Here is a 19,712-nt window from a genome sequence, read left to right as displayed (position 1 = left end):
ACCAGCCGGCGGATCGCCGAACTGGGGGTAGGCATCAAGGTCTGCCAGCTTCCAAACTTTGTGAACTGACCGCCGGAACGCGTTGCTCACGAATGCTTGATCATCACATGGCGTACTGATGTGTAATCCTCCAGCGCATAGATAGACATATCCTTGCCATATCCAGATTGCTTGACGCCGCCGTGGGGCATTTCTGTCGCGAGCATGAAATGGGCGTTGACCCAGGTGCAACCGTACTGGAGCTGCGACGCGACGCTCATCGCTTTGGAGATATTGCTTGTCCAAACCGAGGAGGCCAATCCGTAGTCGCTGTCGTTCGCCCACTCCACGGCCTGTTGGTCGTCTGTGAAACGAGTAACTGAAACGACCGGCCCGAAGACCTCACGACGCACGATCTCGTCGTCCTGGGTCGCACCGGCAATAACGGTTGGCTGATAGAAGAACCCTTGTTCGCCACTGGTGGCACCGCCTGTGGTGACCTGGATGTGCTTTTGCTCGTCCGCCCGCTCAACGAAACTTGCGACGCGGTCCCGTTGGCGCTTCGAGACAAGGGGGCCAATCTCGTTGCTGTTGTCGTCACTTTGATTGTAGCGGATTGTAGAAACCGCAGCACTCAGATCTGCGACGAAATTATCATAGACTCTATCCTGCACATAGATACGGCACGGGGCCGTACAGTCCTGGCCCGCGTTGTAAAATCCGAGCGGCATGCATTACTTTCTTCCCAGTGCCGATGTCGCCCGTGATCGACACCATGCTAATGCTGGGGTGATTGATTAGCGCATTTCCCACCGTTTCCCCGCGACCAAGGATAACGTTGACGACGCCATCGGGAAGAATGTCCGCCAAGAGCCGCGCCATCTTCAGTGCGGTAAGCGGGGTTTGCTCTGAGGGCTTGAAAACGACTGTATTGCCGCCAGCTATTGCTGGTGCGAGCTTCCACGCCATCATCATCAGAGGATAGTTCCACGGCGCTATCGAACCGACAACACCCACTGCATCGCGGCGGATCATCGAGGTATAGCCGGGCAGATACTCTCCGGCCACAGGCGCGTGCATAGATCGGACGGCGCCAGCGAAAAAGCGCCAGCAATCAATGATCGCAGGCAATTCATCATTGCGCACCGAGTTGATCGGCTTGCCGCAATTCAGTGCTTCGAGTGCGGCAAAATCTTCGGCATGTCTTTCAACGGCGTCAGCGATCTGCAAAAGACAAGCCGAGCGCTCGGCTGGCGTGGTGCGCGACCAGCGGCTGAATGCTTTTTCAGCAGCATGGACCGCTGCATCGATTTGGCCTTCAGAAGCTTCAGCAAGGTCGATGATTCTTCCACCGGTCTTGGGGTTAAAAATCGTCTCCTCAAACTCAGTTCCTGGTTCGAAGCTAGAGCCGATCAGCAACTCAGTGTCCATGAATTCTCCTTATGGTCTCAGTTTGCCGCGATCTTGTCGCCGCAAGACTTGTCCTTGATCAGTTCGCCAAGTGCAGAAAGTTACGCACGGCGCAGCACAGTCAAACGGGCGATGTGCTCGAGCGACGCTTCGATATCATTCCAACCAGGAAACCGAGTTGAGGTGGCTCGATCAGAACGCGCAGGGCCGGGCTAGGCCATTGAAAATGCAAATCTAGGCGTGTCCGCTAGAAGTCTTTGTGTCTCGTCTGCGGCTGGCGCGCGTAGGACATCCTCAACCCTACCGAACTCCACGATGTGCCCGCCCTGCATGACCGCAACATGCTGCGCAATATTGCTCGCCACCGCCAGGTTGTGTGTGACGAAGAGCATCGCGAGATTGTGATCGCGCTGAAGCTGCTGAAGTAGTTCGACCACAACGGCTTGAACCGACACGTCCAGAGCGGAGGTTACCTCGTCACAAATCAGCAATTCGGGGCCGACTATCAACGCGCGTGCGATCGCCACGCGCTGTCGTTGACCCCCCGAGAGCTGATGCGGATATCGATTGGCGGATGCGGAGGGTAAGGACACTTCATCCAATGAGGCAAGAACGCGCCTACGCATCTCTGCGCTCGACGTTGACTCAAACTGTTCAAGCGCCATGGCCACCGACTGGCCGATTGTTCTCCTCGGGTTCAGGGACGCGTACGGATTTTGGAAAATGTACTGAATCCGACGACGCGCATGGACTGACCGGTGAGAGGCGTGCGGGGGTATCATCTTACCATCGAAGATGATTTTGCCATTTTGATTACGATGAAGCCCAGCCAGACAACGTGCCGTTGTCGTTTTACCCGATCCCGATTCCCCCACCAGGGCAACACAGTTGCCTTGACGAATTTTGAAGGAAAGCCCTTTGAGTATCCGAGCGCTTCCATGAAACGCTTCCAGCTCTATAACCTCCAAAGCGACTGGGCGGTCGGCGGCGGATTCAAGCTCAATCGATCGAATCGGAGTTGAGATAGCCTGAATCTCATCTGCCCTTACACAATTTACGTACTGACCCTTTCTGATTTCTGTAGCCTCTGGGATTGAGGTGGTGCAGCGATGTTCCGCTGCGTCGCATCTCGGGGCAAACGCGCACCCTCTGGGACGGCGAGACGGCTCGGGCGCACTGCCCCGGATGCCGCTAACTGCGGATTTGCGGTCTAGATCAGGCACCGCGTGAATTAGCGCCCGCGTATAGGGATGTGCTGGGCTAGAAAGCAATTGTAAAGTGCTTCCCACTTCGACAATTCGCCCAGAGTACATAACAGCTATTCGGTTACAGAGTGCTCCGACAACCGCAAGGTCATGGCTCACATAGATCGCCGCGACGGAGTGTTCGTTGCATAGACTGCGAATGGTGTCGAGCACGTGGGATTGCGTCGTCACATCAAGGCCCGTGGTTGGTTCGTCCATCACGATTACCCGCGGGCGGTTTGCAAACGCCATGGCTATGCCAACGCGCTGCTGTTGCCCGCCGGAGAGCTGGTGCGGATACGCGCGAAGAAATTCAGGCGATACAGGCAGCTTCACCAGACGAAGCAGCTCCAGCAGCATTTCCTCCGTGACCGAGTTCTTCTGATCGAAGCATTCGGCCAGTTGGGTTCCGATGCGAAGGATCGGATTGAGCGCAGTACCTGGGTCCTGCGGTATTAGTGATACGAGGCGCCCTCGAACTTTCTGAAGCTCTCCGGCTCCCATTGACAGGACGTCTTGTCCGTCAATCTTTATCGACCCTCCGCCAATCGTGAGGCCCTTCCGACAATAACCCAGGACTGCGAGCCCCACCGTCGTCTTTCCGGAGCCAGATTCTCCGACCAAGCCCAGAATTTCTCCGGGGGCAAGCGCAAGTGAAACACCCTGAACGATGTCCACGTCGCTTTCGGCGACTGACACACGTAGATTGCTGATTTCTAGCGCTAGACTAGCAGTACCAAGGCCGTCCGTTTCTCTGGGATGCACAGTCATAGCCTCTCCTTGCCCGCACCAGGGCCATTACCGAAGCCGGCTACCTGTCCATCGGCGAGTATCTCATCGCTGATGGTGTCGTCGACATCCGCGGCGGGCATTCCACGCTTCGTCCGAGCCAGCGAGTCAGTAAAAACGTTGGTTCCGATAGTTAGAACCGCAAGAATGAACACTGGCGCCGCGACGGCCCAAGGGTTCAAAAGGAGGCCAATTCGATTTTCGTTGATCATCATTCCCCAATCGGGAACGGAAGGATCCGCCATCAAACCGAGAAATCCCAGTCCGGCGATCAGTGCAATCGAATAGGAAAAGCGCAGGCCCAACTCAACCATTAAGGGCGCGGCCAGATTTGGAAGGATCTCTCGCGTAATAATCCGCGTCGTAGACACGCCGATCGCCTCGGCGTAACGGATATAATCTTCCTCCGATACACGAAGAGCCACGGAGCGCATGACGCGAGCAACTTGCGGCGCATGGATTGCGGCGACGAGAAGTGCGATCAGCCATAGCTTTGGCCCGACTATGCTAACGAACAGGAGCGCAAGAACAGTTTGTGGAAAGGCCATCGCCACGTCCAACAGCCTCATTATGACGTCGTCGGTTTTCCCTTTCAGATATCCGCAGATAATGCCCAGCAATGTACCGATGAGTACCCCGGCAACCGTCGCGACGGCTGACAACCCGAGGACCTGTACACCACCCGAGAGCACGCGCGAAAATACGTCTCTGCCCATGAAATCCGTTCCCAGGAGTGCATATGGCGAGGGAAGGTCAAACGGCGAACCGACGAAATCAGTGGGCGGCACAGGAGCCAAAAAAGGGCCGAAGATGGCGCCGCCGATAATGAGAAGTCCAATCACCAGACCGGCTGCGCCGGCTTTCAGATCGCGAAACCACCGCCAACACGTGCCTATCATGGACGGTGCGCTTCTTCCGTTTAAGTCGATTGCCATTGGTGAGCGCTCATCTTTGGTGTGAGTAACACTGCGATCAAATCAGCGGTAAGATTTAGAAGGACGTAGACCGCAGCGAGAAGAAGGACGATCAACTGAATCACCGGGATGTCCCGAGCAACGATCGAGTCAAGCAACCCTTGACCCACGCCGGGATATCCAAAAACGAATTCAACCAACACCACGCCACCAGCGAGATAGGCTAAGGTAAGGGCTATAACTTGAACGACTGGGGCAAGTGCATTTGGCAATGCATGAACGAATATGAGCCTTGGAGTGCTGACCCCCTTCAGCCGGGCCATTTCGATGTATTCGCTCCCCAGAACTTCAATCACTGACGCCCGTGTCATGCGAAACAAATACGGGAAGCAGACCACCGAGAGGGTCAGTACCGGCATCACAAGAATGATCGGGTTTTGCAGGACCGAACTACCAGGTGGGACCAGGGAAACCGCCGGCAGGAGATGGAACACGGATGTCGACAGCAGAAGGATCAGGAGGATGCCAACCACAAATTCAGGCAGCGCCGCTAGCGACAAGGCGACGATGGAAATTCCGGTGTCCATGAAACGGCCAGAGTACAAGGCTGCCACCACGCCCAGAATTATCGAGACCGGGAAGCTGACGGCCGATGTCAACAACAGCAGCATGGCGGAGTTGATTACGCGCGGATAAACGAAGGCCGAAACCTGTGTACCGTTTACCAGGGATCGACCCGGATCGCCGGTCAAGATTCCCGAAACCCAGGTCCAGAACTGCATCATCAAAGGCTGATCAAGGTGCAGTTGAGTCCGGATTTCCTGCAGGCGTGCCGGCGTCGCACTGCGCCCGAGGACCGCCTGCGCCGCGTCGCCAGGCAGAACTTGGGTCGCCAGGAAAACCACAACGCAGACCGCGAAGAGCGTTAGCGCGCCAAGACAGACACGACGAACGGCAAACCTCAGTAACTGATGCTGGGCTTTGGCCGTTCCGCTTGATTTCTCCTGTGTCGTCACGATAGCCACACAGACTTCCATCCGAAGTGTCCCATCGCGTAACCGGTGCGAGCCTGCGTGAGTCCCTCCACGTTATTCGCCAAAAGATCTACCATCTTGTTGAATGACGGAATGATATATCCACCTTCTTCGAAGTCGATTTTCATCAGAGCATGAACAATCTCTTTCCGAAGAGCCGGGTCTGTTGTCCCAACGGCTTGGTTATACAGTTTAATATACTGCTCGTTCCCCCAGTGAGTCTCGTTGAAGATAGCGCCTGGCAAATGGCATTCAGCAATTTGGGGCAGGTATGGAAAATGCAGCCAGAAATCCTGAGCAAAATTCCACTGGCGATACTGGTCACCGTAAAAAACGTCCGGCGTTACCTGCCGCACCGACACCGTGACGCCTGCGTCTCGAGCTTGTCGTGCGAATACCTGCGCCATTTGCGGAACACCGTTAGCGAAGTCAGATGTGACCAGTTCGACCGCCAAATTTTCCTCGCCGGCCTTTTTCAGCAGGAACTTGGCCTGATCAACGTCGCGAGTTCTCTGTAGAGAAGTGTCATAGAAGGGGTCCCAGCGGGAGAAGACGTCGTTGCCAACTTCGCCATAGCCGCTCAGGGCAATATCGATCATCTGCTTGCGATCGACCAACAGCCGGAAGGCTTTGCGGACATCGGGCTTGTCGAATGGCGGTTGATCGACACGCATTGTAAACGGAGTCCATTGCCCAGGCTCCGAAATCAGGGCCTTGATGGCGCCGCCGGCTCCTACCTGGCGGACCAGCGAGAGAGGGGCCGCTGCGAGCGCGTCCACCTGCGCGCTCTGCAGCGCGTTGAACGCCGCAACGTCGGAGGCGAAGGACGTGATCGTAAGCGTATCGATATATGCGCCACCGCCATGGTAGTCGTCAAATCGCACGAACGTGCTTTGCTGTCCCGGTGTAAAGCTCTGGAATTTGAAGGGGCCTGTGCCGACGGGCTTGGCCGGGTCAAACCCCTCCGGCACAATCGCATAGTAAACCGCCGAACAGATGCATTCTGGGAAGACCGCAAACGGCACCTTCATGGGGATCTTGAGCGTCAGATCGTCAACCACCTTCATGTTGTCGACATCGAGCGGCGCCAGGGTAATGGCCCCGCTCAGCGGCGCCTTGGGATTGACAATCCGCTGAAAGGTGAAGGCCACGTCCTTCGCCGATAGCGTCTTTCCGTCGTGAAATTTGACGCCGCTGCGAAGTTTGATGGTCCATTCGGTGGCATCCGCGTTCGGCTCCATGGATTCTGCCAAAGCGTTTTTGATGCTGGCATCCGCCTGCATTTCCACCAGCGGCTCATAAAGTCCGAGGGCGCGCGCGAAGTCCTGCTGGACCACCCCCGCGTGCGGATCCAGCGTCTCGGTCGGGGTCGCGCCGAGAAAGGCAACACGTAGATTGCCACCTCGTTTTGGAACCGAGCTTTGAGCAAAGGCCGACAGGCCCGAGGACGATGCGAAGGCAAGGCCAGCACCTCCAATTAGGCCGCTTCGTAAAACGTCGCGACGCGAAATTCCTGAAAGGTTTGGGTTCTGCAGATTCGACATTTTTGTTCCCCTTGGTTGCTCGAATTCTCACCTAACTTGCTATTTTGGTGAGCGGCCCGTTCATGCGATTGCAGCTTCTCTAAGGACGACGTCGAGTGGCTCCGGCCGTAGGAACCGGCGAAGCACATTGCCGGTCATTCGTGCGACGTTATTGTCATAGCTGTTGTGCGACAAAGAGCCGGTGTAGGCGATCGAGCCTACCGAGAAGAACCCGCCGCCACCGCTTAGCGGACAAAGAACAATGTCCGCGCGAACGCCCGGCTGTTCCGTGCCCCCAATTCCAGGAATGGACTCATAAACCTCCTCAGCAGCCAGCAGGTATGCGTCCGACAGCGGGCCAGATGTCGCAAGGAGCAGTGCTTGAGGGGGCGTTCCGAGGACCGGCTGATAGCAGTCAACTTCGGCGCCGGCCGCCCCACCACCCATTATTCCGAATCCGCCAATCTGCTCGTCGGCGCCGATGCCTTCGAAGACAAAGCCGGCTATGGGATTATGGCTGTCTTCCAGACGCTGGTAGTAGGTGCAACGGTCGAACCCCTGCGCCGCAAAACCAACGCCGACGAGACGTTGCGGAGGAAGCCCCTTGTTGCGCCAAAGGCCCGCGATCTCACCCGACGTGGTGTGGCGCCTATCGCCAAACGGCGACTGATGCGGACGGGTGCCAGCATCGGAGCGCCGGAGCTCCATCAGGGACGGTTGTTCGGGGTCGAACGACACGGTGGCGAAGAAACCATTCCCGCCCAAATACATCAGGCGACCGCCGCGGCTGCAGAACTGGTCGATCGCGGCGATTTCGTTGCGTGTCACGTATTCGGGATGGCTGCCGGTTATCACCACCTTATAGTCCTGCAACAGCTCAAAACCTTCGCGGTCCAGGTCTTCGTCCGTGATTGGATCGAACCCGAGCTCCATGATCTCAAGCCAATGGACAATGCAGAGATCCGCCGGCAGACCCCACACGCCCTCCGCCTGGAACCACGCACGATGCTTGGGCTGCAGGGTCAGTATGGGTCGGCGCACACTACCGAACACCACGCCCGAGCCGTCATTGTGGATTTCGTAGCAGGACCTTCCAAATTCGGGATGATCCTGAAGGGTTAGATCGGCGCGGTCGATGATCGGCGTGCGGCTGACTATGATTTCGGCGCCGTTCGCCTCGAACGCAATTCTGTCATTGGCGTAAGCAAGATAGGTCGCAGTGGAGAACAGGACGGCAATGTCGGCCTTTTTCTTCCCTGCTCGGACGAAGAATGGAATGTAATATTCGGCATCCTCGCTGGTCAATTTGACCGCATAGACGCCACTGGGCAGGGCCTCCGGGATCTTGAACGAAAAGGCCGCCGGCCATTCCGCATCCGTGATGTCATCGTCATGGAAGTGGATGGCGTCATACTCATCAGGCGCGAGGCGGAAATCGTCGATCAGACCGGCAAACCGGTGCCCAGCAACACCGCGGGTCGGCGCATTGTAGCAGCGCCCATGGAGCTTGTTGGGTGATTGATCCATGACGTCGTCAAGCAGCAGGCTGTCGGCGCGGTCGCTGCGCCCGAAATGCCAGGCCGCAACGAGGTCTCCCGTGCGGTCCGATTGGCCTCGCCAGATCTTGATGCCGCCGATCTTTCCGTTGAAGGCGTTGGCCGAGAGCCACCGGTATCCGTCCCGCCGCGCCAACGCACCGATCCGGAACGGCGCCTCGCTCAGCGACCACTGCCCGGAGGTCGACGCAGAAGCCGATTGCGGGGCCAGCCCGGTCGCCAGGGCAGAGAACCGATTCATTATGTTGCTGACTGGGGTCTGCTCAAGGTGGACCTTGCCGTCGCGGGCGACGATCCGAACCCTGAGCCTATACCATTGATGGGCTTCGACCGGGGCGTCCAGACATAGCTTGTTTGTGGCGACGCCGTCGTTCCAGATGAAAGCCGGTTTGCCCTCGTCGAGGACCAAGGCGTAACCGGATTGGGTAGCCTCGGACCAATTGCCCAGTACGGCCTGAAAACCCGAACTTTCGCCGAACGAGTTTTGTGTCACATGGTAGGCGCCGAAATGCCCGGAGCGCGTCCCCTGAGGCAGTGTGGGAAAAATATGGGCCTCGATCAAGAAGTCGTCGGGGGCACCCAGCACACCAGTTTCGTCGAGAACTTCGACATAGGAGCCAGGCTGACAGGCGAACCACGCCCCGCGATAGGTTCCTTCAAACTCTGCCGGGACCGCCGTTTCCAGGAAGCCGGGGCCGGCCTGTCCAGTAAAGCCGTGACGAAGGCTGACAAGTGACGCCTGATAATTTGCCACATATTCACAGCTGACGTGAAAGGACAACGCCTCACCCGGCCGCGCCGCGAACCTATCGCTGTATCCAAAAATCTGCTGGGGGCGGCTCGTCATGGCTTGTTCCCCGCTCCCTCGTTCAGGCGCAATTCACCGGGAGATCTGAAAGTCGCAAGAAATGCTTGGTGGCGTATTGAAAAGACGCTTCTCAGCGCGTCCTGGTAGCTGGTGAAAGTATCCGCCAGGCGCACAAAATTTCCGGCCTTGCCCAAGGCGATCCGCCCGATAGCCCACGGCCCATTTGCGCCGAGCGAGATAACGATCTCCTTGTCAGCAATGGCGGCACCGCCCAAGGCGCGAACCACCCTGGCGGTTTTGTCATCGTGCGGGCCAAGCGGAGCGTTTTGATAAGCCGCGACGACGTCATCCGTAAAATCTGCAAGGAGCCGAGCGTTGAAACGTCGCTTGAAAACGTCGCTCAACTCAGTCATGCGGTGCTCACTGGTGCGCATCGCTATGCCTCTCAGATCTGCCCGACAAACATGATCTCGCCGGCTTCGCGTCCTGGGCGCTTGATCTGCATTCTACTATCTCCTCAGGCGGTAGGTGACGATTGATTGATGCACCCCGAGAGTTGGGCACCGCATGCTTCTGGCCTGGTGCCATCACAGCAGGTCAATTTTGCAGAGAATAGGAGTGGGAGGGGGCACCGTATATCACCACAGTGAACGGTGACTTTTCCGAGGGCGCACGGGCTCCAGGCACGCAATTGGTGAGGGTACCAGATTTGAACCGCTGTAAAGCGGCGTCGCCCATGGAAGGCCCAGGGTTCCTTAGGTCGGCAGCCCGGGGGTCAAAGCGCAACCTAAGAAAGACCGGGCGCGTCGAGCTGTCAGAAGGTGTTGCGGCCGAGACCTCAGCGCTGCGTCCTCCCTCAAGTCTCGATATTGACAAGACGGATCAAAAAGGGAATTGCCGACGCTTTTCACGCTGTGGGTCTGCACCGTTGGCGATGACCCGCGGCCGATTGATGCCTGGATTAAGGCCGCAGGGTCCCGACTTGCTTGACCTGGGGTGTGGCTTGCTACTACCGTTGCTGACCGTGCGCGGGAGCAGTGGAGCGTGCAGCCTTTAACCAAAACATTGTTCACAACTCGAGAGGCGAGACAGGGTCGTAGCGCACAGCTTTGGTGCGACTACATGCAGGAAGTCTACTTCCCACTGGAATGCACTCCCACGGATCCGGCCTCGTTTGAGGGCAGCCTCACTGCCTTGCAGCTTCATAAAATCGGGATCTCAAAATTCTCGGCCAATGCCGTTCGAACTGTACGTCGCCATCAGTCGACCGATACCGAAGATGTGATATTCATCTTTCCAACAAGGGAACGCGAGCGTTTTGGCCAACGTGGCATTGAAGCCGACGTTGGACCTGGAGAAATGTATATTCTGAATTCTTCCGAGGGTTATTGGACCCAAATCGGAAACGAAACACAGAATGTCACAATCAAAGTGCCTGCTAATTTCATCCGCGAGCGGCTTCCCTTCCTCGACGATAGGTACGGGCGTCGAGACGTAGCAAATGCAGGTCTGGTGCCCATTGTAGCGCAATTGGCTCTGCAAACTTTTCATATGGTGCCGTCGCTCGATGCCAGCGTTCTGAAACGCACCGAAGACAACATTCTCGATCTGATGTGCCTCATGCTGGAGACTCGTGACGTTCGCGACATCCCCGAGAGCACCACGGCGGCTGTGTCCGACGTTACGTTCCAGCGGCTTTCGGCTTTCCTCTCATACCACTTCGGGGACCCGGACCTAGCTCCCGAGCACGCGGCCAACTCGTTGCGGGTTTCGCCGCGCTACGTCCACAAAGTCTTTCAGATACACGGGACCACGTTCGGCCGCGAGCTCTTGAGGCTTCGACTTCGCGAAGCGGACCGCCTCTTGAGATCGTCTTCTGTGCGCAGCTCGTCGCCCGTTCCGATTGCCGAGATTGCTTACTCTTGTGGTTTTTGCAGCCAGTCACATTTCGCCGTCCGCTACAAAGAGTACTACGGGATGACCCCAAGTGAGCGCCGGCTAGGTGGTTCACACCTCGCTAAGGTCGATTAGAGGGTCCGTGCAAAATGTTCTCACGCCGAGGCTGAAGTTGCGGTCGGCATTCGTCAGCGTCTCCTTACCCGCACCGACCAAGCGGCATCCCGACGGCCGCCCGCGCTCGGCGAATCAGATCGCTGACAAAACGCGTCCTGGGATCATGGTGGGATATCAATGGGCGGTGGGCGACCTGTCAGTCCGCGGCCCCCACGCGGCCACCCATCGGCCAAGTGATCACGACCGGTCTTCTTCTTCATACGGCGAAGTCACTCGGCTGCCAGTCCGCCCATGCATGCATATTTGAGTTCTGTAAATTCCAGGATGCCGTGGGACGATCCTTCACGGGAGTTGCCGCTCTCCTTGACGCCGCCAAAGGGTGCGAGTTCGGTCGAGATCAATCCGGTGTTAATGCCGACCATGCCGTATTCAAGTCGCTCCATAACACGGAAGATGCGGCCCACGTCCCGTGCGTAGAAATAGGCCGCGAGGCCAGTCTCTGTGTCATTGGCCGCTGCGACGACCTCGTCATCCGTCTCGAAGCGGAACACCGGCGCTAGTGGGCCGAAGGTTTCCTCTTGCGCCAAAGTCATTTCTGCCGTCACGCCGGTAAGAATCGTGGGCTGGAAGAAGGTGTGTCCGAGAGCATGCCTGCCGCCACCCGTGGCAACATTTGCGCCCTTGGCAAGCGCGTCGGCAATATGCGCCTCGACCTTGCGGACCGCCGCCTCAGTGATCAATGGCCCCTGATTGACACCCTCGCTGAACCCGTCGCCGATTTTGAGGGCGTCGACGCGTAATGTCAGCTTGTCCACAAAGGCGTCGTGCACCGTGGACTGCACGTAAATGCGATTGGTGCATACGCAGGTCTGGCCCATATTTCGAAACTTGGACAGCATGGCACCGTCCACCGCGGCGTCCAGGTCTGCATCATCGAAAACGATGAAAGGGGCATTGCCGCCTAGTTCGAGAGCCACTTTCTTGACAGTCGTGGAGGCTTGCGCCATCAGCAATTTGCCCACCGGTGTCGAGCCAGTGAAGCCGACCAGTCGTACCTTAGGATGGCTGGTGAGCACGCCGCCAATAGCACGCGCATCGCCGGTCACGACATTGACGGTCCCTGCCGGAAAGCCAGCACGATGAGCGAGTTCGGCCAGTGCCAACGCCGTCAACGGCGTCTCAAGGGCCGGCTTGACCACAACGGTGCAACCAGCAGCCAACGCTGGTGCAATCTTGCGGGTGATCATCGCTGCGGGGAAGTTCCACGGGGTGATTGCCGCCACCACTCCGATCGGCTGGCGTAACACCATGATGCGGGCATCGGCACGATGCGACGGCAGCACTTCGCCCGCGATGCGCTTGGCTTCTTCGGCATAAAACTCAACGTAGGACGCCGCGTAGTCGATCTCGCCCAAGGATTCGGCAAAAGGCTTGCCCTGCTCGGTTGTCAGAATGGTTGCAAGATCCTGGCGGTTGGCAAGAATCAGGTCGAACCACTTGCGCAAAATGACGCTGCGTTCCTTTGCCGTCCTTGCGGCCCAGGGGTGGAACGCCACAGAAGCGGCATCTACAGCGGCGGTCGCTTCAGCCGCCCCTTGGTTCGGCACCCATCCGATCACGTCCCCGGTGGCGGGATTCGTCACATTCACGCTGGGCGTGCCGGAGTAGGCACCGTTGATATACGCCTGTGATTTCAGAAGGCTGGGATCGTTGAGGGCGCGCATTTTGACTCGATCAGACATTGGCAGATGCAAGAGCCTTACCGAGCATGGCAAGTCCCTCGTCGAGGAGGGCATCGCTGATGGTCAGAGGGTTTAGGATGCGGATCGTATTGCCTCCAACACCGCACGAAAGAAGGATCACGCCTTCGGCCAAAGCCGCTTGGATCACGCGCTTGGTGGCATCTGGGTCTGGCCTGAAGCCGCCTCGCTCCCTCACGACGTCGAAGGCCACCATAGCACCCGGGCCGCGGACTGCGGCGATCGGCACGACGTTGTTCCGCGTTGCGAAGCCATCGAGAGCGGCCTTGATCTTGCCGCCGAGGATCTTGGCGCGTTCCAGCAGGTTCTCCTCGACGATGACATCGAGTACGGCAAGTGCGGCCGCACAAGCTACCGGGCTGCCGGCGTAAGTACCGCCTAGGCCGCCAGGTTCGACCGTGTCCATGATCGCCGCCCGACCGATCACTCCGGACAGCGGGAATCCGCCCGCCAGCGATTTTGCGACGGTCACCAGATCGGGCTCAACTCCGGAGTTCTCGATGCCGAACATTTTGCCAGTACGCGCGAAACCGGTCTGGATCTCGTCTGCGATCAGCAGGATGCCGTGCTTGTCGCAGGTCGCGCGAAGAGCCACCAGCAGTTCGGTCGGTGCAGGGAGGAAGCCGCCTTCGCCTTGCACAGGCTCGATGATGATAGCCGCGACATCGGTCGGATCAATATCCGCGCGGAACAGGAAATCCATCGCCTTGATCGTGTCGGCAACAGTAACCCCCTGGTCTTCTGCGGGGAACGGCAGATGATAGATGCCGGGCGGGGATACGCCAAACTTCTTCTTGTACGGCACGACCTTGCCGGTCAGCGCCATGGTTAGCGTCGTGCGGCCGTGGAAGCCTCCGGCAAAGGCGATGACACCTGGTCGGCCGGTCGCAGCGCGGGCAATCTTGATGGCGTTTTCGACGGCCTCGGCACCGGTTGAGAAAAGCACCGACTTGGCGTCGCCGCTGAACGGCGCCAAGGCGTTGAGGCGCTCGCAGACCTCGATGTAGGGCTCATAGGGGAGCACCTGAAAGGCCGTATGCGTGTAGGCTTCGAGCTGCCGAGCAACCGCAGCCATCACCTTGGGATGACGGTGACCGGTATTGAGCACGGCAATGCCACCGGCGAAATCAATGAAGCGGTGCCCTTCGACATCCCAAATCTCAGAACCCTCCGCGCGCTGCGGATAGACCGGGAAGGCGTTGGCAATTCCGCGCGGAATGGCAGCACCGCGACGAGCATGGAGAGAAGCATTCTTTGTCATGGAGACCCCTTGTCTGCTGAGAAAATACGGCCAACACGGCACCTAGGAAAAGCAGATGGATTGAACTACCGTGGTGCATCAGAAGCACCACTCGGACTTCCCTATGGCACCGAAATCCCCAGAAACGAGCCCTCACATGGTGCGTGCTTTTGAAGCCGCAGGGCGCACAGGCAGCATGCGCAGAGCGGCCGAAGACATCGGCGTCAGCCACACTGTGATTAGCCGCCACGTCCGAAACCTCGAACATTGGCTTGGTCGCACCCTTGTCCGCGCGGGTCCCCGCGGCGTCGAGTTGACGGCCGAGGGCGAAAGCTTCCTCGCCACCGTGTCCCGGGCCCTCGGGGCCATCGCCCATGCCGCACACGAACTCCGCCCATCGCACAAGCGCGGACAGTTACGCATATGGTGCATCGCGGGCTTGGCGACGCGCTGGCTCACACCACGCTTGTCCGCCCTCGAACGCGCATTAGAAGGCGCTGATATCGAGCTTCGCGCGACCGATAGCAAACCCGATTTCGCCCGCGCAGAGGCCGACGTCTCGATCGGCTTCAACGTGCTCGAGCGACTTCCCCAGGGTGCGATGCACCTCATCAGGCCCCGCATGTTTCCGGTGGCTGGACGAGATTGGCTCGACCGGCATGGCATACCGGCTGATCTGACCGAATTGGCCAGGTCGCCGCTACTACACGAAGGCAACCACATGCAATGGACCAATTGGTTCGAAGCTGTCGGCGAGCCCCTCAGTCATCGCCTTCTTGGCCCACGCCTGTCGGACGCCAGCATCAGCTATGATGCAGCGCTTGCCGGCCAGGGCATTGCCCTTGTAAACGCGCTGATGGCTGCCGACGAACTCGCAAGTGGGCGTCTGGTCGAGCTGTTCGACACCAACGTCGAGCTAGGAACTTATTATTTGCTGACGGCCCCGAACCGGTCTGGCGACCCTCTCGTTGGGGTCTTCAAGGATTGGATTGCCGACAACATCCGCCGATCGACTACTGGTGACCCGGCCCATTAGCACAAGGTCACACCAGTCGACACTGTGCCACTTCTCACTGGTGAAGACCATCCAAGAGTGGTGCCTCGTCGCGGAACTTTGCCGCGCTAGGCTCCAGGCTCCTGAGCAAGGGTGACCAACACACTTCTGGCGGTTTGCCCACAGCCGCGATGTCAGCTTTCGGGAGATCACCCAGTTCTGCTGAACGGCCGACTTGAGGCGCAAAGCAGCTATTCGCTGAAGCTTGGTCAGACTGAATGTCTGAAATGCGCCTCGAAGGCGACATCAAGAGTCGGCGTACCGAACGTCCTGGTTTGGGGGCCGATAGCGGAATGGCGGCTTTTGGGCGGCCGACCAACCAAAGCTGTCGTTTAGCCAATTGAGGGCCAAGAAATGTTGGTGCCGCTCTGCGTGAATTGGCAACACGTCGTACATCATCGAGATGAGGCATCGCGCTAGGATACACGCGGAGGCCACCTTTTGCGCTTCTAGCAGCACGACGGCGTCGTCGAAAAGGTCGATGACCCGATTGTTGATCGAGCGGGCGAAGTTGACAAAAAGTATTCCGGCGGAACCGAGATCCGTCTTTCCGTAGAACTCGACGGTGCGCTTGGTTATGCAGGCCCGCGTCGACTTCGAGCAGGATGCTCTCTGTAGCCGCCCAGAAAGTCCTTCACGTCCGCTTCGCTCACAACCCGTATCGACCGTGGCGCCCTGCGTCGACGAGCCCGGCGCGTAGAACCACCGACAGGATCCTCTCCGAAACCTTGCCGGGCATTTGGGCCGCATCCAAAACGTGGCACCGGCCGGGGTCGCGCTTGGCGGCGGTCAGCAGTCCCTCGCGGATCCGCGCGAAGTCCCTGGTCGCCTCGGAAGGATCCGGTCCGCCCGAGCCGCCGCGGGCAGAGCGCCGCTCAAGGGCGGCAGCCGGATCGATATCGAGCACGAAGGTCAGGTCGGGCATGGTTCCGCCGACGACGACCTCGGCGACCTGGGTGAACAACTGCTCGGGAACGTCGGAGCCGTAGACCTGAAACGCATAGGTCGAGTCCAGGAACCGATCGCTGACGACCCAGGCACCCGCGTCCAGCGCGGGGCGGATCACGCTTCTGACATGGTCCACCCGCGCCGCTGATATCAGCAACATCTCCTCAAGGGGCGACAGTCGGCTAGGCCTCGGCTCCACCAAGATGCTCCGTACCCCCGCCCCGATCCAACCGCCGTCCGGCTCCTTGGTCTTGACAACCTGCAAGTCCATCGCGAGAAGCGAGGCGGTCAGATACTCGACCTGTAATGACTTTCCGCTGCCGTCGATGCCCTCGATACTTACAAACGGCATTGCGCCCTCCTATGTACTGCTGCCGGAGTTTTGGAAGCGGTCCGAATGATTAGATCCAGCGTCGTCAATTTTGTCTCAGCCGGCATGCTCTCGCCCAAGAAGCGCGACCACGCGTTGGCCCGCCGGCAGCTGTATCTGAACTACGGCGCCCTGTCTTTGGCTACCAAGCTGCAATTGGCCGGTCACGACGTCGCTCTCTTCCACGGCGAGCATCGTGATCCCGAGGAGGTGTTTCGCCGGTTGCGGGAGAACGGTCGCTTTCCGTCGATCTATCCGCTTATGGTTTCCATCCCCAGTTTCTACGCGTTGCCGTGGGCACAGGCGTTCTGCAGGTTGGCGAAGGAGGTCGACTCCGAATGCCGCATCGTCGTCGGCGGGCGGTGGGTCGTCGGACCCGATCCCGAATGGCTTCGGAGACTTTTGCCCGAAGCAGACGTACTGGCCCCGGGCCTCAGCGAAGGTGTCATCGAGCAGCTTCTGACCGAAAGTCCCGTGTTGAAGCGTGTAGCCGAGCCGACGCCCGGTTTCACGCTGAACCATCTGCTCGTCGACGGCTATCGCCGATACCAGCCCAGCGTGGAAGCGTCGCGCGGTTGCGGCATGGGCTGCGTTTTCTGCGAGGAGCGGGACATTAAGGTCGAGAAGTTGGGCGACGCAGCCGCTTTGGCCGCATCCATGGCGTTGGTCAGCGAGCAATACGGCGGTGAGGAGATCCGGCCCTATCTGCAGTCGTCAATGTTCATGCCCACTGCGCGTTGGGCGGCCGGATTGGCGGACGAAGCTGCAAGGATCGGGCTCGACATGGCCTGGCGCACCGAGACAAGGGTCGACGCCATGACCCCGCAGACGCTGGCCTCGCTTGCGGGCTCGGGCTTGCGGGTGATCGATCTGGGCCTCGAGACCGCCTCGCCCCGCCAGATCCTGGCGATGAACAAGACGGGCGACCCCGACCGCTATCTGCGTCGGGCGTCGGAATTGCTGGAAGCTTGCCGGAAGCATGGCGTGATGGCGAAGGTCAACGTGCTGCTTTATGCGGGCGAGACCGAGGAGACCGTGGCCGAGACGACGAGTTGGCTCGACGCACACGCCGGTTCCATCGCCGGGGTGTCGGTCGGACCCGTCATCGCCTACGGTCCGCCCAAGACGGCCGGAGTTTTGCTCGACAACTGGCGCGCTCTCGGTGCGCAGCCGGTGGACGAGACTGCCGCGGTCACCACCGGGATAACGACCATGCACCTCAGCGCCGACTTTCCCGCGGAGGCCGCGGAAGCCGCGAGCCAGCGGCTGGCCCGCAGGTACATGGACGATGACGCCTATTTCGCGCTCAAGAGCTTTTCATACTACCCGCGGAATTACGGTCGCGCCGATTTTGACCGCGACGTCGCCGCGTCCGACCCGTCGGCGCTGCCATTCACTCTCCGTCGGCGTGAAACCGGCTCGCTGGCAGAATATGACTGGATTTAGATAACGCAATTTTCGACTGAGGAGGATTTCATGACCAAGATGATCAAGGACCCGATCCACGGGTCGATCGAGTTCGAAGGGGAGTCGGAGCTTCAGCTAAAGTCAATGCTCGCCGACCCGTTTTTCCAGCGTCTGCGCCGTGTCAAGCAACTCGGCTTTTCCGACTACGTCTTCCCCTCGGCCGCCCATTCCCGGTTCGCCCACTCGCTGGGTGTCTACTCGGTAGCCAAGCGCATGTTGTCCGTCGTGGAGCCGGAGGCACGGAACGGCGAATGGACCCCGAAAGGACGGGCTTGCTTGGCGGCTGCTCTTCTCCACGACATCGGCCACGGCATGTTCAGCCATGCGTTCGAAAGTGCGATGGAGCTGTTCGTGGAGCGCAATCCACAACCGGAGGACGGCGCCCTTCAAGCCGCGGTGAACCACGAAAAGGTCGGTCAAAAGATCATCACGGATTCTTCCATCGCCATGACGCTGACCGAGATGGGCGGCCCCGACTTTCCTTCCATGGTGGCCGGCATGATCAATAAGGCAGACAAGAGGTGCGTATACACCTCGCTCGTTTCCAGCCAGTTGGACGCCGATCGCCTCGACTACGCCAAGCGCGACCCCTATTTTGCCGGCGTTTCCTCGGGCGGCCTTGATCTCGACTGGCTGATCCGCAATTTCCAGGTCGGCTCCGGAGAGAACGGCCAATTCCTGTACGTAAACAGCAAAGCCTACATCTCGTTAGAACAGTTCACAGTGACGTTGTTCCAACTGTATCCCACCCTGTACCTGCACAAGAGGACGCGGGGTCTTGAATACATGTTCTCACTGCTGATGAGTCGCGTATTTGAGCGTTTCGCGGAGGGCGACGAAAAGCTCGCCGGCCTGTCGTCGAGCCACCCGCTTGTCCGCTTCTTCAGGGATCCCGAGCGGCTCGAGAATGCACTGCTTCTCGACGACACACTGTTTTGGGGCTCGCTGCACCTCTTCCAGGAAGCGAGGGACAAGTCGATCAGCACGGTTGCCGACCGCATCACATCGCGCAAATTCTACCCCATGCTCGATGTCTGGAAACTCGCGGACGAGGTCGCAGCCAAGGACGGCACGATGAAAGGTCTCGACGCCGCCAAGCGCGTGGGCGTGCTGCACAAGGTCTGCGAGAAAGTTTCGCAAGACCTTCGCAAGAAGGACGGGCTGTGGACGGAAGCATGTTACTACGACAGGTATCCGCGCCCGATCTACAAGCCGCTTGGCGCCGAAGGCGGGCACCCGCAGCAGATCAACGTGGAAGTCGGCGGCAAGATCGTCGACATCGCGTCGATCTCGCCGATCGTCGCCAGCGCCGCCAGCTTTAACATCCATCGCATCTACTTCGACGACGTCGACGAAGGCCTGCAAGACCGGCTAGCGTCGGAAATCCGATCAAGCATCCGAAGAGAGCTCGCGGAGGCGGCGGAGAACGGTTTCCGCGTCTAGATTTCGAGGGCGGCGGATCCCGGACCTCATCGGTCCGAGGTTATGGCCGCCATGACTGGGTGGGGCCGTCAGCGGAAGGTGCGCTTTTGGTACCGTAGCTTAGAAAATAACTGATCATCATCCTGGAAATGCGGTCAACCACCGAATAATTGGCACTCGG

13 protein-coding genes and 1 pseudogene are annotated in these 19,712 nt (G+C 59.0%); 4 read left to right on the top strand and 10 right to left on the bottom strand.

Annotation, left to right across the window (positions count from 1 at the left end):
• Positions 1–86: 86 nt before the first annotated feature.
• The 7 genes and pseudogenes from ACYG9Y_RS04715 to ACYG9Y_RS04685 all read right to left on the bottom strand — a co-directional run bounded on the left by ACYG9Y_RS04715 (position 87) and on the right by ACYG9Y_RS04685 (position 9,670).
• Positions 87–1,410 (bottom strand): annotated as a pseudogene (locus ACYG9Y_RS04715) (gamma-aminobutyraldehyde dehydrogenase).
• A gap of 191 nt (positions 1,411–1,601) precedes the next feature.
• The gene (locus tag ACYG9Y_RS04710) at positions 1,602–3,404 is read right to left on the bottom strand and encodes a dipeptide ABC transporter ATP-binding protein (protein WP_023727420.1); all 1,803 of its coding nucleotides are present in this window, start codon (positions 3,402–3,404) and stop codon (positions 1,602–1,604) included.
• Entirely contained in the window at positions 3,401–4,357 is a 957-nt protein-coding gene (locus tag ACYG9Y_RS04705) for an ABC transporter permease (protein ID WP_198018670.1), read from the bottom strand. Before ACYG9Y_RS04705 ends, ACYG9Y_RS04710 begins: the two co-directional genes overlap by 4 nt.
• A complete protein-coding gene (locus ACYG9Y_RS04700; protein ID WP_023727422.1) occupies positions 4,342–5,361 on the bottom strand; it encodes an ABC transporter permease in 1,020 nt (339 codons plus the stop codon). The genes ACYG9Y_RS04705 and ACYG9Y_RS04700 overlap by 16 nt, the downstream gene beginning before the upstream one ends.
• Complete coding sequence (locus tag ACYG9Y_RS04695) at positions 5,349–6,914, bottom strand: ABC transporter substrate-binding protein (RefSeq protein WP_023740276.1); 1,566 nt, start codon at positions 6,912–6,914, stop codon at positions 5,349–5,351. Before ACYG9Y_RS04695 ends, ACYG9Y_RS04700 begins: the two co-directional genes overlap by 13 nt.
• A gap of 60 nt (positions 6,915–6,974) precedes the next feature.
• Positions 6,975–9,296: a N,N-dimethylformamidase beta subunit family domain-containing protein gene (locus ACYG9Y_RS04690; protein ID WP_084014403.1), complete on the bottom strand. Its 2,322-nt coding sequence runs from the start codon at positions 9,294–9,296 to the stop codon at positions 6,975–6,977.
• Positions 9,293–9,670, bottom strand: coding sequence for a hypothetical protein (locus ACYG9Y_RS04685; RefSeq protein ID WP_156929743.1), 378 nt, complete (start codon positions 9,668–9,670; stop codon positions 9,293–9,295). The genes ACYG9Y_RS04690 and ACYG9Y_RS04685 overlap by 4 nt, the downstream gene beginning before the upstream one ends.
• 709 nt (positions 9,671–10,379) lie before the next feature.
• Here ACYG9Y_RS04685 and ACYG9Y_RS04680 point away from each other — a divergent pair.
• Complete coding sequence (locus ACYG9Y_RS04680; protein ID WP_023727427.1) at positions 10,380–11,288, top strand: helix-turn-helix domain-containing protein; 909 nt, start codon at positions 10,380–10,382, stop codon at positions 11,286–11,288.
• Positions 11,289–11,539: 251 nt separating this feature from the next.
• Here the strand turns inward: ACYG9Y_RS04680 and ACYG9Y_RS04675 are convergent, their stop codons facing one another.
• Together ACYG9Y_RS04675 and gabT are read right to left on the bottom strand one after the other, a co-directional pair.
• On the bottom strand, positions 11,540–12,994 hold the full coding sequence (locus ACYG9Y_RS04675) for an NAD-dependent succinate-semialdehyde dehydrogenase (RefSeq protein WP_023727428.1): 1,455 nt from the start codon (positions 12,992–12,994) through the stop codon (positions 11,540–11,542).
• Between the two features lie 10 nt (positions 12,995–13,004).
• Positions 13,005–14,291: a 4-aminobutyrate--2-oxoglutarate transaminase gene (gabT, locus tag ACYG9Y_RS04670; RefSeq protein WP_023740272.1), complete on the bottom strand. Its 1,287-nt coding sequence runs from the start codon at positions 14,289–14,291 to the stop codon at positions 13,005–13,007.
• A gap of 136 nt (positions 14,292–14,427) precedes the next feature.
• Between gabT and ACYG9Y_RS04665 the strand changes: the two genes are divergently transcribed.
• Complete coding sequence (locus ACYG9Y_RS04665; RefSeq protein WP_031251567.1) at positions 14,428–15,306, top strand: LysR substrate-binding domain-containing protein; 879 nt, start codon at positions 14,428–14,430, stop codon at positions 15,304–15,306.
• A 667-nt stretch (positions 15,307–15,973) separates the two neighbouring features.
• Here ACYG9Y_RS04665 and tmk read toward each other — a convergent pair.
• Entirely contained in the window at positions 15,974–16,624 is a 651-nt protein-coding gene (gene tmk, locus ACYG9Y_RS04660; protein WP_023727431.1) for a dTMP kinase, read from the bottom strand.
• 45 nt (positions 16,625–16,669) lie between these two features.
• On the opposite strand from tmk, the gene ACYG9Y_RS04655 reads away from it, so the two are divergent.
• Both ACYG9Y_RS04655 and ACYG9Y_RS04650 read left to right on the top strand, forming a co-directional pair.
• Entirely contained in the window at positions 16,670–18,088 is a 1,419-nt protein-coding gene (locus tag ACYG9Y_RS04655) for a B12-binding domain-containing radical SAM protein (RefSeq protein ID WP_023727432.1), read from the top strand.
• Positions 18,089–18,118: 30 nt separating this feature from the next.
• On the top strand, positions 18,119–19,552 hold the full coding sequence (locus ACYG9Y_RS04650; RefSeq protein WP_023727433.1) for an HD domain-containing protein: 1,434 nt from the start codon (positions 18,119–18,121) through the stop codon (positions 19,550–19,552).
• Positions 19,553–19,712: the final 160 nt, after the last annotated feature.

The organism is Mesorhizobium sp. W050, from assembly GCF_054719535.1.
Note: the sequence above shows the minus strand (reverse complement) of the source record. Positions and strands in the feature narration are given on the sequence as shown.

What these genes read in the sequence shown, in the direction of transcription:
- ACYG9Y_RS04710 (WP_023727420.1), bottom strand. Translation starts at nt 3,404, where the DNA reads ATGACTGTGCATCCCAGAGAAACGGACGGCCTTGGTACTGCTAGTCTA.
- ACYG9Y_RS04690 (WP_084014403.1), bottom strand. Translation starts at nt 9,296, where the DNA reads ATGACGAGCCGCCCCCAGCAGATTTTTGGATACAGCGATAGGTTCGCG.
- ACYG9Y_RS04665 (WP_031251567.1), top strand. Translation starts at nt 14,428, where the DNA reads ATGGTGCGTGCTTTTGAAGCCGCAGGGCGCACAGGCAGCATGCGCAGA.
- ACYG9Y_RS04685 (WP_156929743.1), bottom strand. Translation starts at nt 9,670, where the DNA reads ATGACTGAGTTGAGCGACGTTTTCAAGCGACGTTTCAACGCTCGGCTC.
- ACYG9Y_RS04655 (WP_023727432.1), top strand. Translation starts at nt 16,670, where the DNA reads ATGATTAGATCCAGCGTCGTCAATTTTGTCTCAGCCGGCATGCTCTCG.
- ACYG9Y_RS04695 (WP_023740276.1), bottom strand. Translation starts at nt 6,914, where the DNA reads ATGTCGAATCTGCAGAACCCAAACCTTTCAGGAATTTCGCGTCGCGAC.
- tmk (WP_023727431.1), bottom strand. Translation starts at nt 16,624, where the DNA reads ATGCCGTTTGTAAGTATCGAGGGCATCGACGGCAGCGGAAAGTCATTA.
- ACYG9Y_RS04650 (WP_023727433.1), top strand. Translation starts at nt 18,119, where the DNA reads ATGACCAAGATGATCAAGGACCCGATCCACGGGTCGATCGAGTTCGAA.
- ACYG9Y_RS04680 (WP_023727427.1), top strand. Translation starts at nt 10,380, where the DNA reads ATGCAGGAAGTCTACTTCCCACTGGAATGCACTCCCACGGATCCGGCC.
- ACYG9Y_RS04675 (WP_023727428.1), bottom strand. Translation starts at nt 12,994, where the DNA reads ATGCGCGCCCTCAACGATCCCAGCCTTCTGAAATCACAGGCGTATATC.
- ACYG9Y_RS04705 (WP_198018670.1), bottom strand. Translation starts at nt 4,357, where the DNA reads ATGGCAATCGACTTAAACGGAAGAAGCGCACCGTCCATGATAGGCACG.
- gabT (WP_023740272.1), bottom strand. Translation starts at nt 14,291, where the DNA reads ATGACAAAGAATGCTTCTCTCCATGCTCGTCGCGGTGCTGCCATTCCG.